The sequence below is a fragment of the Mycobacterium heidelbergense genome (assembly GCF_010730745.1).
In the GTDB taxonomy this organism is placed as follows: Bacteria; Actinomycetota; Actinomycetes; order Mycobacteriales; family Mycobacteriaceae; genus Mycobacterium; species Mycobacterium heidelbergense.
On the sequence record NZ_AP022615.1, the window covers coordinates 1639539 to 1652915 of the forward strand.

Genomic DNA, 13377 nt, shown 5'->3' on the forward strand with positions numbered 1-13377 from the left:
CGTCAGCCGGCCGCCATCCCATAGGTCGCGGCCGCCGCGGTGTCACCCGCGAGATAGCTTGCGCCGGACTGACCCACGCCCGCGCCGGCGCGGCCCAGCTCTTCGACGCCCTGGGCCGCGACGACGGCGTGCTCCTGGCCCTGGGCGCTGAATCCGGCGGCCGTCTGCAGCGACACGGGATCGGCCGCCGGCGGTACCACCGCGGTGATCGCCGGGGCCGCCGCCGCGTGCGCGGCCGCCAGCCGTGCCGTCAGCGCTGCCACTGCCGCGCTGGTCGCGGCCAGGCCTTCGGGAACCACTCGCAACGTCATGACCAACTCCCTTACTGTTGCGTTTCACCAAACATCGCGGCCTCGCCGACGAGCGGGTTGACCAGCTGCACGTACGTCGGAGTCTCGCTGTCGCCCAACAGGATCGCCCGACCGGCGGGCAGCCGGCCGAATCGCTGCCCCCGGATCTTGCCGCTGTCCTGCGGGTTGCCCGAAAGCATCAGCGTGGTCGCCTGCAAGTCGTTGAGGCGACGCAGCAACGGGCTGGTCATCAACCCGTGCCCCGATCCGGTGGCGCGCGCCGTGACGATCACCCGCAGCCCCAGATCGGCGGCCTGCGCCAGCTGTGGGATGAGCGCGGTCCATGGCCGCTGCCCGATGTAGGGGCCGCTCATCGCCGGCGAATCCGGTATCTGGTCGACGTCGTCGATGATCAGGTAGTGGGTGTGACCCTGGTAGGTCCAGCGGGACAGCTCCGCCGCCGACAGGCCCGCCGGCGGCCGCCGCGACTCGATGAGGTTGGCCAGCCCCAGCATCGCCGGGATGACCCGGTCGATGTTCGCGGTGTACTCGTTGTCCGGGAACAACGGCTCGTCGACGAGGTGCAGCCGACGATCCAGGACGGTGAAGGCCACCCGGTCCGCGGTGGAGTGCTCGCGGACGGTGCGGATGATGTGGCGCAGCAGGGTGGTCTTGCCGGACTTGCTGTCGCCGAACACCATTAACAACGGGTTCTCGGTGAAATCCAGCACGACGGGCGCGAGGTCCTCTTCGCGCTGACCGATGACCACCTGTTCGGTGCCGCGATACAGCGGCCCCAGCGCGTCGGGCGCGAGATTGGTGGGCAGCAACCGGACCCGCGGCGCGGTGACCCCGGGGTGGCGGGCGTTGATCGCGGCGATGTGGTCCAGTTCGGGGGCGGCGAACAGGAAATGTTCGGCGGCCATGGTCAGCCCGCGGCCCGGCTGGTCGTGCGGGACGGCGTCGGCCGGGCGGCGCAGCGCGCCGACCACCCGCACGTTGCTGTCCCGCGCGTCGTGCAGCTTGAGCTCGAGCCGCAGCCCGAGGCCGTCGCGCATCGCCAGCGGCACCTCCAGCCAGCTCGGGGTGGTGACGATGACGTGAATGCCGTACGCCAGGCCGACGTTGACCAGTTCGGTCACCTTGGCCAGCAACGGGTTACGGGTGTTGAACTGGTCGGTGTTGTCGCGGCCGAACGCGTACAGGTTGTCGATGACCAGGAACACCTCGCCGAAACCGTCGTCGGGGGCGCCACCGTGCTTCTCCCGGAACAGCTCTCGCTGCTGACGCGACAGCAGCAGCTGTTCCAGCTCGCCGAAGGTGCGGCGGATGCGTTCGGGTTCCAGCGCCGACGCCACGCCGCCCACGTGCGCCAGATCCTCCAGCGCCCGCAGCTGGCCGCCGCCGTAGTCGAGGCAGTAGAACGTGACCTCGCGGGGCGAGTGCAGGCTGGCCGCCGACATGATGAACGTCTGCAGCGCAGTCGATTTCCCGGACTTGGGGCCCCCGTGGATCACCATGTTGCCGGCCGACGAGGTGGCGTCGAAGATCAGCGGGTCGCGGCGCATCTCGAAGGGCTTGTCGATCTCGCCGAGCGGCCACCGCCACTGCCCTTGCGGCACCCCGGCGCGGGCCAGCACCGTGGTCAACGGGATCGGCTCGTCCAGCGGCGGCAGCCACAGCTGCGGCGCCCGCGGCCCGTACCGCGCCAGCTGCTCGCCGATGGTCGCGATCAGCTTGCGCGGCGGCCCGGCCGCATCCTCGTCCTCGCCGGTGGAGATGACGGTGCCGTGGTCGGGCTCCACCCTTTCGGCGGGGAACAGCTTCGGCTCGGGGTTCGAGTGCACGACAAGGGCTTTGGCCGTTTGCGGCGGCTCGTAGATGCCGTCGACGTAGGTGCTGCGGAACTTGATCGGGGTCGCACCGGGGGCCGGCACCAGGAAGGCCGCGCCCTTGTGCTCCTTGCCGGATTCGATGTGGTACGCGTCTTCCACGCCGATGATCTGGCGGGAAACGCTGGGACTGGCCACCTTCAACCCGATGCGGTAGGAGGTGTTCTTGTCGATGTCCTTGATCTTGCCCACGTCCAGCGTCTGGGAAGCGAACAGGATGTGGATGCGGAACGAGCGGCCCTTGCGGGCCACGTAGTCGAACAGCTCCGCGTATTCCGGATGGTCGGCCAGCATCAGGGTGAACTCGTCGGCGACCACGAATAGCGTTGGCAGCGGCGGCAGTTCGTGTCCGGCAGCGATCGCGTCCTCGTACTCGGTCACCGAGTTGAACGCGCTGCCCTGGACGCGGCGGCCCGCCTCCCGCAGCAGCGTCTCGCGGCGGGCCACCTCGCCGCGCAGCGTGTCGGCGAAGCGGTCGGCCAGCGATTTCTTTTCGGCCATGTTCGAGATCACCGCGACGACTTGCGGGAAGTTGCGGAAGCTGTCGGCTCCGGCCTCGCCCTTGAAGTCGGCGTAGATCACGATCAGCCGGTCCGCCGAGTGGGTTGTCAACAGTGACAACAGGATCGACATCAGGGTTTGCGACTTGCCGGAACCGGTCATGCCGATCATCAGGCCGTGCGGGCCCATTCCGCCCTCGGCTTCGTCCTTGAGGTCGAAGATCAGCGGCTCGCCGGTCGCGGTGACACCGATCGGGACGCGCAGCTCGTCGTCGCGGCGGCGCGGCGCCCACAGCGTCGGCACGTCCAGCCGCGACGCGTCGCCGATGCCCAGCAGCGTGGTGAAGGTGGCACCGCGGGTGGCCGCCGAGCGCAACCCGGCATGGGTGGGGTTGGAGTCCCACCGCGACAGCTGGCGGGCCAGGTGGGCGGCGTCGGCGGCGCCGAGCCCGTCGGCGCTGTCGATGTAGGGCCGCCAACCACCGGTCTGCCAGCGTTCGATGGCGCCGGCTTGGCCGCCCCCGCCGTCCCCCCCGCTGATGCGCAGGATCGGCTTTTCGGGATCCGAATACTGTTCGCGGTGCGGGGGTGTGGCGGAGCAGTGCACGACGGTGACCCCCGCCCGGCCCACGGCCAGCGCCGAGGCGTTCAGGTCGTAGTCGGGGTCGTCGACGACGATCAGCAGGTGCCGCAGCGCGTCGGCGGGCTCGCCGGTGAACTCCGGGCGGTCGGCAAGCGCGGGCCCGAGCAGCGCGATCAATTCGTCGGCGCCGGTGGACAGGAAGCGGGCCGGGCCGACGCCGTCGAGCTCGCCGGGAATGTCGACGTGCGGCAACCACTTCAGCCAGGACCAGTCGGCGCCCTCCAGGTCGCGGGTGGCCAGCGCCACCCCGAGAACCGTCGGGTCGTGCCACGTCACCGCCTGGGCGATCCAGGCACGCAACGCCGCACGCACGTCGGGCCCCTCACCGAGGACCGTGATCCGCGAGACCTTGGTCAGGTCGATCCCGGTCGGCACGTCGCGGACGGTGCGCTGGGTGTCGAGCAGGCTGCGTAACGCGCTGTGCGACACCGGTTCCAGGTCGATCTCGTCGGCGGTGTCGTTGACCCGCAGCGCGGTGGCCAGCGGCACCTGGTGCCGGCCGGCCCGCAGCACCAGGAAGTCGGGGTCGTGGGGGTCGCGCTCCCACTGCCGGCGGGAGCCGGGAACCGTGGCGAGCGCCGTCGGGTCGGGGTGGGACCACTCGGCGGCCGCGCGCTGCTGGGCGGCCTGCGTCCGGATGTTGTCCCGGACCACCGACAGGTAGCGCAGGTAGTCGGCCCGTTCGGCGTCGACCTCCTCGGTGCGCATCTTGTTGTCGTTGCCGCGATAGAGCGCGGTCGCCGCCAGCAGCAGCACGAACGGGAAGAACAGCGTCTGCGGCGAGATCATCCGCATCCCGGTGGCGACCAGCGCGACGATCATGCCGACGATCAGGATCACGATCAGATACGGCATCGCGCGCCGCAGCAGCGACGGCGGGATCACCCGGGGCAGCTCGGGGGGCGCCTCGATGGTGATGGTGCCCTTGCGGGTGGCCGGCGGCGCCAGCCGGCGGCGGGCCTCGAAGATCAATCGGCTCATCGGGACCCTCCTTCGGCCGACACCGCGCGACCGGGCTTGGCGTCGGGCGCCAGGCCGTCGTGGGCGAGCAGCGCGTCGGCGCGCGACAGTGTCGGTCCGGGTGCGAACAGCGACAGCACCGACCACGGGATGGGAACTGCGGGGGCGCTCAGACCAAGGGCCTCAACGGTTTTCCCGTGCCCTGCGGCGCCGGGCCCGTTCCCGGTTTCGGTGTCGATGCCATAGCGCACCCCGGTGTCGGAGACCCAGAACAACGACCCGGCGCCCGGTGCCGCCGGCCCGCCGCCCACCGTCTGGGTGAAGTAGCCGGTGCCCGGCGCGAGGGCGACGCGGGCGGCGGTCCCCTGAGAGCCGCCGCCGACCAGGTCCACGGTGCGCACCGCGTCCGGCACCGGCAGCACCGAGCCGGACAGCAGGCTCAGCGAACTGGTGGCGGCCCCGGCCGGCTTGCTCCAGTGCGCACAGGTGACGGGATTTGCGGCCGCGCCGACGAGGGCGACCTGCTGGTCGGGATAGCGCGTGGTGTCCAGCATCCGCGACACCGGCAGCTTGGCCACCTCGTCGGCCCCGAGCCGCGGGGGTTGGTCCAGCCCATAGGAATTGGTGTTGCGCAGGATCGCGGCCAGCACCGGCGAGATGGACTGCAGGCCGTCGGGCAACACCGCGTAGTACCGCACGGTGCCGGAGGAGTTCTGCTCCACGCCGTAGGAGACGACCACCGCGCCGATCGGGGCCGGCACCGAAAAGTCCGCCGGGCCACCGGAATTCGGGATCGGCGGCGCCGTCAGCGCCGGAGCCTCGGGTATCGCGTTGAAGAGCCCCTGCGCGATGGGCCGCGGGGTGGGCACATCGGAGACACCCAGACCCAACCCCAGGGCGTTCGTCACGGCGTGGTTGGTCAGGTCGATGGGGCTGCGCTTGCCCCCCCACAGCAGCCAGGTGCCGTTGCCGTTGTCGACCAGGATTCCCTGGTTGGCGCGGATGGTGGCCGCGCGCGCGCCGTCGCCGTCGGGCGGGCCGGCGATCACCGTGACGCCCGCGCTGTGGGCGGCGCGCGAGGTGCCGGTGACGGCATCGCACACCGTCCAGTCGGCGTCGTGCGCGGCGTTCTGCACCATGCGCTCCGGCGCCCCCGGGATTCCGATCAGGTTGCCGCGCGGAAACCGGTCCAGCTCACTGCTTTTCACCATGGTGGGGTCGACCGGCCGGCCGACGATCAGGCGGGCCGAGGTCAGGTTGAGCACCGGGTGCAGGTCGTCGCCGACGCGCACGTACAGCGCGGCGGTCGACCGGTCCGCGAGGACGGCGTTGTTTCCCGCCGTGCCGCTGGGCCGGATCAGCGAGAACACGAAACAGCCCGCCAGGCCGGTGATCAGGATGAGCGCGCCCATCAGCACCGCGCGCGATTGGGTGCGCAACGGGTCGACGAGCATCCGGGTGTCATGCAGGGCGATGCCGGAGGCGATCCGGCGCATCACGAAACGCCAGCCGCTCACCTGATGCCGGGTGACGAAACCGCGGCGGTACACCACCTTGTCGGGGTTGTCGTTCACCGGGGTCCGCGAGGCGAAGGAACGCCGGTCCCCGGCCCATTCGCCGTCGGACTCGTTGACGCTCATGCCGGCACCGACAGCCCGAGACCGCGCAGCAGCGGCTCGACCGACTTCTCGACGTCCAGGTCCGTGATCGTCATGAGCTCCTCGTCACTGAATTCGCCTGTCCCGGCGTGCTCCGAATGGTCGAGCCGGAATTCGCGTTCCTCCTCGGACCGCTCGACGATGTTGCGCACGAAGCGGCCGTTGCCGGCGATGTCGAGGCTGCGCCGCGAGATTCCGTTGGCGTCGGGCGTCGACTCCGCGGCCAGCTTCGAGAACAGGGCCTCCATGTGTTCGAGCGCGGCGGGCTCGAAGACGCTGTCGCGCTGCTCGGCCATCTTGTGCGCGATCTCCACCAACTCGCCCGGCGCGTAGGAGGGGAAGTCGATGTTGCGGGTGAACCGCGACCGCAAGCCCTCGTTGGTGTCGAGGAACTTGTCCAGGTCCGCCCGGTAACCGGCGATGATGACCACCAGCCGGTCGCGATCGTTCTCCATGCGGGCCAGCAGGGTATCGATGGCCACCAGCCCGAAGTCGTTCTTGGCGCCGGTGGCCACCAGGGCGTAGGCCTCGTCGAGGAACAGCACGCCGTCCAGCGCGCTGTCGATGATCGCGTTGGTCTTGGCCTCGGTCTCGCCGATGTGCTGACCGATGAGGTCGGCGCGGTGCACTTCCCTGATGTTCTCCCGCTTCAAAAGCCCTAGGCCGCAATAGATTTTGGCGACGACGCGGGCGATGGTGGTCTTACCGGTCCCGGGCGGCCCGGCGAAGACCAGGTGGTGGGTGCGCTGCGCCACCGTGAGCCCACGCTGCTTGCGCACCAGCTCCATGGCCACCGAACTCTTCAGCCGCGACACCTGGTTTTTGACCTCGTCCAGGCCGATGAACTCGGCCAGCTGGCGTTCGGCCTCGTGCAGCAGCGCGGCCTTGCGCTCGTGGGCCGCGGGGTCCACGAAGTCCTCCGCGTTGGGCTCGGTGGCGGGGTCCCAGGGGTTGGCGCGCGCGTCGATGCGGGCCGCCGTGGTGGTGACGATCCCAAAGCTGGTGTCGGACAACGCCTGTTGGATCTGTTCGTTCTCGGGGTGAGCCGCGTACAGGTCCTGCAGCACCTCGCTTGCCGACTCCTCGTCGACGTGCGCGCGCAGCACGAGCGCCTTGGCCAGCGCGCCGTCGACCGCCGCCACCGCGACCGGGCCGTCGGGTTCCTCGAGGTACGACAGGGCCGGGGCGAACATGCCCAGCCGGGCCAGCGCGGTGCCCAGGGCGATCCTGGCGGCGTGGGAAAAGGTGTCGTCGAGGTCGGAGTCGGTGACGATCGGGGTCAGCAGCCTGACGACGTGCGACCAGCGCTCGGCGCGGTAGTTGATGACGACGGCGACCCAGCGGGCCTCGCGCCAGCCCGGGCGGCGGTCGACGAGGCCGGTGACTATCCGGTCGGCGTCGGCCAACCGTCCGGCCTCCCCCGTCGAGGCCAGCGCCGCCGCGTAGGCGAGGTGGAAGTCGTCCGGGGTGGTGGCGCGGAACTGTAAGTACAGGCCGGTGTCGTAGCGGAAGCCCAGGGCCCCGGGGGCAAGCTCCACCTGGCGCTGCAGCGTGCCCGCGGTGGCCGCGGTGCGCGACACGGCCTCGAGCACGCGGAGGGAGGTGTCGCCGGCGGCGGCCAGCCCGGTCCAGGCGTCGCATTGGTCGTGCGCGACGCGCGTGAGCGCCGTGAAGCCGGAGCGGGCGGCCGTCAGGTCGGCCGGACGCTGGCGCTCGTAGACGGCGAGGCCGAGCGCGCGGCAGCACGTGGCGAACCGGCTGACGACGTCGCCGTCCACCCTGCCATCTGACCGAGAATTCACGGGCTGAGCTGCGAGCATGCCGGTGTCACCGCGTTCCACGGCCGCTTGTTCTCCCAAACGTAGTGTCCCCTAACCTAACCCGCCTGAAGTTAGCATTGCATAAGCTAACTGTCGAGGTGCCTGGGTCCGTCCGACTCACGATTCAGCTCCCGTTCCGATTCCGCTGTTGAGGGTGTTACGTGCGATCATTCGCCGCATTTTCGGATTTATGTCGAACCGCAAGCACTTTGCCAGTCTCCTCTCAGATTTAGCTCAGCGAAGCTTACTGAAAATCATTTTCATTATCAAACCGGGCCATGCCCCCAGGTGACCGGCGCCGGCCGGCGGGCCGCGCGGCACGGGACCGCTGCTCAACCGGGCCGAATGAGCCCCCGGCGGCACTGCCATCCACACCGGCGCGGGCCATGGCGGCGACTCCTTACCGATCACGCTGGACTTAACGGCCGCCGTGGGCCGCGGGGCGGCCTGACGACACGCTGGTAGTAGTCGGCGGACGGCGCGGAAAAGTTCCCGTCAAACGGGTTTTTGGTGGTGCCCGGATCGGCTTCTGATCAGGCCTTGATCGCGCTGACCAGGGTGTTGCGCGCGATCATCGGCCCGGCCTCGGTTTCCGGGCCCGGCAGCGGCCGGCCGACCTGGCGCAGGTAATCGGCAAGCGGGGTGCCGACGGCGGTCCAGCCTCGCCTGCCGAACCATTCGGCGGCGGGAGCGCACTGCTCGTTGTAGACCAGCTGGAAGAAGGGGCGCTCTTCGGTGCCTTCGGCCATCGCGGCCCGTTCCTCCTGGAGCTTGGCCTCGAATTCTTCCGGCGCAAGCGGGGCGCCGTCTTCGATCCCGACGTGACTGCCGTGGCCGGCCAGGCCGTCGATGCCGGTGAACAGCTGCTCCTGCGCGCTGGCCGGCAGATAGATCAGCAGACCTTCGGCGATCCACGCGGACGGCTTGGCCGCATCAAAGCCGCTGTCGCGCAAGGCTTGTGGCCAGTCCTCGCGAAGATCGACCGCGATCTCGCGGCGCTCGGCGCGCGGTTGGGCGCCGTGGCCGGTGAGCACCTCACGCTTGAAATCGAGGACCTGCGGACGGTCCAGCTCGAAGATCGTCGTCGCGGCCGGCCAGTCCAGCCGGTAGGCGCGGGAGTCCAGCCCGGCCGCCAGGATGACCACCTGCCGCACGCCGGCCGCGGCGGCCCGACGGAAGTATTCGTCGAAGTACTTGGTGCGAGCGCCCTGGAAGTTGACGAAATGCTCGCCGAAGTCGGCGCTCCTCAGCGGGTGGTCGGGTTCCTTGCCGTCGAGGACGTCGGCCGCGGGACCGCCGACGGCGCGGCAGAACAGCTCCGCGTACGGGTCGACGGCCAGCGGGTCGGGCTTCTGCGCCTCCAGCGCCCGCGCGGTCGCGACGAAGAGCGCGGTCGAACCGACGCTCGTTGTGATGTCCCAGGTATCGCCTTCGCTGCGCACCCGAACGACACTACCCGCCGGACCGTCGCCCCGAGGGGGCCGCCGCGGGCCGCGGTCGATCCGCGCAGATACGGAGCCGTCGGAGTGTTTTGACCGTAAGTACGGAGGAAACTCACAGCTGTTTCCGCACCTCGCGCCGGCCGAGCAGTCCTAAGCTGCGAGCACAGGATCTCTTCGGCCTCGGTGATTTCTCCTCGCCCGAAAGGCGGCGGGTTTCACTCGGAAGGAGCGCGGGATGACGTGGCGAGGTGTTCCCAGCGCTTTGGGCGGCAACGGGCCGGCGGCCACCGCGGCGGCGAAGCATCTCGTCACGCCGGGCTGACGATGACCGCGCCGGTCTGGATGGCGTTTCCGCCGGAGGTCCATTCGGCATTGCTGAGCAGCGGCCCCGGGCCGGGTGCGTTGCTGGCGGCCGCGGCGGCATGGAACTCGCTGAGTGCCGAATACGTCGCGGTGGCCGACGAACTCACCGCGATCGTGGCGGCCGTGCAGGGCGGGGCATGGGAGGGCCCCAGCGCCGAATCGTATGTGGCCGCCAACGCGCCCTATATAGCGTGGCTGCTCCGGAACGGCGCGGACAGCGCCGTGGTGGCCACCCAGCAGGAGACCGCCGCGACGGCCTACGTCTCCGCCCTGGCGGCGATGCCGACGCTGGTCGAGCTGGCCGCCAACCATGCCACCCACGCCGTGTTGTTGGCGACCAATTTCTTCGGCATCAACACCATTCCGATCGCGCTGAACGAGGCCGACTACGTGCGGATGTGGGTTCAGGCGGCCACCACGATGAGCACGTATCAGGTGGCTTCGACCGCGGCCGTGGCCGCGACGCCGCAGACCACCCCGGCGCCGCAAGTGGCGAAGTCCGATGCGGCGGCCAATCCGACGTCCGACTTGGAATCGAACATCGAGGCGTACCTGTATTCACAGCTGGTGCAATTTCAAACGGCCGAGAACCGTTTCGTCGATCAACTCATCTCCCAATACCTCGGCTACACGCACACCGGCGTCTTGCCGGCGCCGAAGGACCCCTTCACGGCGCAATATCCGACCGTGAGCGATTCCCAGGCATTGGCGAGCATCGAGGGTTATTACAACCAATATGTGCTCGCCGGTGGGCAGCTGACGGCGGGGAAGCCGCTGTCCTACGATCTGGGAAATGCTTTATTCTTCATCAACTACACGTTCGTCGACTTGCTGCCGGGAGACATCGGCGAGATTGCACATGGAAATATCTATCAGATATTTTCACTCGAGACGGCGGCCATCGTATTCTCATTCGTAAGCATGCGAATCAGCAACGTGCTCGAGATTATCAACGTCGGGCTTAATTCTGGGTTGATCGCGTCGGCCACGCTCCCCGTTTTCGCCACTCCCGTGACCGGCTTCGCGGGCCTCGCCGGCTTCGCGGGCCTGGCCGGCCTCGCCCAGCAGGCCGCCGCGTTGGCGCCGGCGGTGGCGGTGCCGGCGGCGATCCCGCCGCCCCTCGCGATCGCCCATGTCGTGAGCGCGGGCGCCCCGCCCGCCGCTCCGGCGGGCGTCCCCGTCACCTCGCCGGTCCACGCGGTTGCCGCCCCCGGCGCCCCGCCGCCGCCGCCGGTCGGCGCTCCGCCGCCGATCGCCACGGGCGCGGAGAGCTTCGGCTACATGGTGGGCTACACGGAGACGGAGGCTCAGGCGAGCGCGCAAGCCAAAACCCGCGAGCCGATCTATCGCAGCGCCTCGAGCATGCCGGCCGCGGCGGCCATGACCCGGCCCGCCTCGCCGCCGGTGCGACGACGCCGCCGCCGGGCCGATGCCAACCAGCTTGGCCGCCGCTACGAGTACCTCGATCTGGACCAGGACCCGGACCAACTGGTCGCCTCGGTGGCGGCCTCGGACCGGGGCGCGGGAGCCGTGGGGTTCGCCGGAGCCGCCCCCAGCCCCGTTGCGGCACACCCGGCAGGGCTGAGCACGCTGCCGGGTGATGCCTTCGGGGGCGGCCCGACCGTCCCGCTGATGCCGGGCACCTGGCGCACCGACCCCGAGCCGCACGGCGATCCCGACGGTCGGGGCCCCGGGCCCCGGTAGCCGCGGCGCCGCGATGAGTGCACACATGCGGTTCGGACTTTCGGGAGCCCTCGGCGGCCTGGAGGCGCACGGCGCCGGTGCGGTCGTCGCGCGGGCGCGGCGCGTCGAGGACCTCGGTTTCGAGTCCGTCTGGTTCAACGAGGAGCATTTCCATCGGCCGGACAGTCCGCGCACCCGGGCGGTGCTGTCGCCGATCGTGCTGGCCGCCGCCGTCGCCGCGGCGACAACCAGGCTGCGGCTTGGGTTTTCGGTGCTGCTGGTGCCGCTGCATCATCCGCTGCGGTTGGCCGAGGAGATCGCCACGCTCGACGTGCTGTCCGGCGGGCGGGTGAATTTCGGTGTGTCGCGGGCGAACGGCGACCGCTACCGCATCCCGTTCGGCTACGACGAGCGCCGCGATCCCGGCCTGGAGCAATGCCTCGACCGGATCGTCGGCTACTGGTCGGGGACGCCGTTCGTCGTCGACGGCGTCTCGTACACGCTGTCGCCGGTCCCGGTGCAACGACCCCATCCGACGATCTACGTCGGCGCCTACAGCCCGCAGACGCTGGCATGGGCCGCCGCGCGCGGCTATCCGATAATCCAGCACGGCATTCAGTCACCGACGTCGTTGCACCGCTGCCTGACCACCTACGCCGAGCACGGCGGTGACCTCGCCGCGGTGCCGGTCGGACGGTTCTGCTACGTCGGCGAATCCGACCGCCAGGCGCGCAAGGACGCCTGGCCCGTCGTGGTCCGGCAGGCGCAGCGGCTGCGCGGGATCGCCCTTCGCCGCAAGGGGGGCGTCGTCACGACCGAAGAGGACCTCGATCCGGAGCGCTTTTATCGCGAGACCGCCATCGTCGGCGGACCCGAAACCGTCGCCGGCCGGATCGCCCAGCTTCGCGACCGCTACGGGCTCACCCGCGTCAACCTGTTGTCGTCGTTCTTCGGTTTCCTCCCAGCGGAATTGCTGGACGGATCGCTGGAGCTGTTCGCGACCGAAGTCATGCCCCGCCTCGCCGCCTCACCGGACGACCACGACCGGGAAGCATCATGAGGCGCTTCACAACGGTGCTCGCGGCCGTCCTCGCCGCGGCGTGCCTGGCCGGGTGTTCGGGTTCCGGCGCCGAGGCCACCGGAAACGGTTCGCAGACGATCACCATCACCGACATGTTGGGCCGTAACGTGAAGGTGCCCAAGGGCATTCACCGCGTGCTGGCATTGCATCCGATCCCGACCACGCTGCTCGAGCTGCTGGCGCCCCAACAGATCGTCAGCGTCGACACCGTGTTCGCCCGGTCGCTCAAGCCGGACGACGCGCGGTTCACGCCGGAGCAGATGTCGTCGCTCCAGTCGTTGCCGGTCACCGGCGTCTACTTCAAGGGCTTCGATGCCGAGCAGTTGGTCAAGTTGCGGCCCGACGTCGTGATCACCATGACCGGTGACACCAACATCGACCGCGAGGAGACGCAAACGGGGATCCCCTTTTTCGCCGTGTCGAAGGCCCCCACCGCGAGCTATGAGACCACCATCCGCCTGATCGGCCAGATCGTCGGCCGGGCCGATCGGGCCGATCGGATGGCCGGATTCTGGGCTCACACCATCGCATCGGTCGAGGCCAAGGCCGCCGCCGTCGCGGCCGGACAGCGCCCGAAGGTCCTGTACACCGGCAAGAACGGCGACATCCTGGGCATCCCGGGCAAGGACACCGTCTTCGGTTCCACGATCGCGACGGCGGGCGGCAGCTATGTCGGCGACGCGTTACCCGCCGGCCATGCGCGCGCCGAAAACAATCCGGTGAGCCTCGAACAGGTCGTGGCATGGGATCCCGACGTCGTCATCGTGGCGTCGGCGGCCACCAAGGCCAAGATCATGAACGACCCGCGCTGGTGGACGGTCAGGGCCGTGCGGGACGGCCGCGTCTACGTGCCACCGCGGTACGGCGGCCTGGACGGCCTGCAGGCCGTGCTCGGAATGGCATGGACGCAAGGGGTTTTGCTGGACAACGATGACGCCACGGCGCGGGCCGCCGTGGCGTCCACCATGCAGGACTACTACACGCTGTTCTTCGGTCACCCGCTGACCTCGACACAGATCGATCAGCTGGCCAGTTGATGAAAGGG

General features: G+C 69.7%; 7 protein-coding genes and 1 pseudogene. 3 read left to right on the plus strand and 5 right to left on the minus strand.

The window, feature by feature from the left end:
- Positions 1-2: 2 nt before the first annotated feature.
- From G6N25_RS07845 to G6N25_RS07865, 5 genes are all read right to left on the minus strand, one after another.
- Entirely contained in the window at positions 3-311 is a 309-nt protein-coding gene (locus tag G6N25_RS07845; protein ID WP_083076030.1) for a PE family protein, read from the minus strand.
- A gap of 11 nt (positions 312-322) precedes the next feature.
- Complete coding sequence (eccCa, locus tag G6N25_RS07850) at positions 323-4306, minus strand: type VII secretion protein EccCa (RefSeq protein ID WP_083076032.1); 3984 nt, start codon at positions 4304-4306, stop codon at positions 323-325.
- On the minus strand, positions 4303-5925 hold the full coding sequence (eccB, locus tag G6N25_RS07855) for a type VII secretion protein EccB (protein ID WP_083076033.1): 1623 nt from the start codon (positions 5923-5925) through the stop codon (positions 4303-4305). Before eccB ends, eccCa begins: the two co-directional genes overlap by 4 nt.
- Positions 5922-7784, minus strand: a complete 1863-nt coding sequence (gene eccA, locus G6N25_RS07860) for a type VII secretion AAA-ATPase EccA (protein ID WP_083076035.1) — start codon at positions 7782-7784, stop codon at positions 5922-5924. Before eccA ends, eccB begins: the two co-directional genes overlap by 4 nt.
- A gap of 512 nt (positions 7785-8296) precedes the next feature.
- Positions 8297-9205, minus strand: a complete 909-nt coding sequence (locus tag G6N25_RS07865) for a class I SAM-dependent methyltransferase (RefSeq protein WP_083076036.1) — start codon at positions 9203-9205, stop codon at positions 8297-8299.
- 324 nt (positions 9206-9529) lie between these two features.
- Here G6N25_RS07865 and G6N25_RS23615 point away from each other — a divergent pair.
- The 3 genes and pseudogenes from G6N25_RS23615 to G6N25_RS07880 all read left to right on the plus strand — a co-directional run.
- A pseudogene (locus G6N25_RS23615) lies at positions 9530-11203 on the plus strand (PPE domain-containing protein); the annotation flags it as partial.
- A gap of 94 nt (positions 11204-11297) precedes the next feature.
- The gene (locus G6N25_RS07875) at positions 11298-12311 is read left to right on the plus strand and encodes an LLM class flavin-dependent oxidoreductase (protein WP_158084917.1); all 1014 of its coding nucleotides are present in this window, start codon (positions 11298-11300) and stop codon (positions 12309-12311) included.
- Positions 12308-13369: an ABC transporter substrate-binding protein gene (locus G6N25_RS07880; protein ID WP_083076041.1), complete on the plus strand. Its 1062-nt coding sequence runs from the start codon at positions 12308-12310 to the stop codon at positions 13367-13369. The genes G6N25_RS07875 and G6N25_RS07880 overlap by 4 nt, the downstream gene beginning before the upstream one ends.
- The last annotated feature ends 8 nt before the right edge of the window (positions 13370-13377 follow it).

Excerpts from the sequence above, each read along its gene's own strand:
- G6N25_RS07845 (WP_083076030.1), bottom strand. The coding sequence starts at position 311 with ATGACGTTGCGAGTGGTTCCCGAAGGCCTGGCCGCGACCAGCGCGGCA.
- G6N25_RS07880 (WP_083076041.1), top strand. The coding sequence starts at position 12,308 with ATGAGGCGCTTCACAACGGTGCTCGCGGCCGTCCTCGCCGCGGCGTGC.
- eccB (WP_083076033.1), bottom strand. The coding sequence starts at position 5,925 with ATGAGCGTCAACGAGTCCGACGGCGAATGGGCCGGGGACCGGCGTTCC.
- G6N25_RS07875 (WP_158084917.1), top strand. The coding sequence starts at position 11,298 with ATGCGGTTCGGACTTTCGGGAGCCCTCGGCGGCCTGGAGGCGCACGGC.
- eccCa (WP_083076032.1), bottom strand. The coding sequence starts at position 4,306 with ATGAGCCGATTGATCTTCGAGGCCCGCCGCCGGCTGGCGCCGCCGGCC.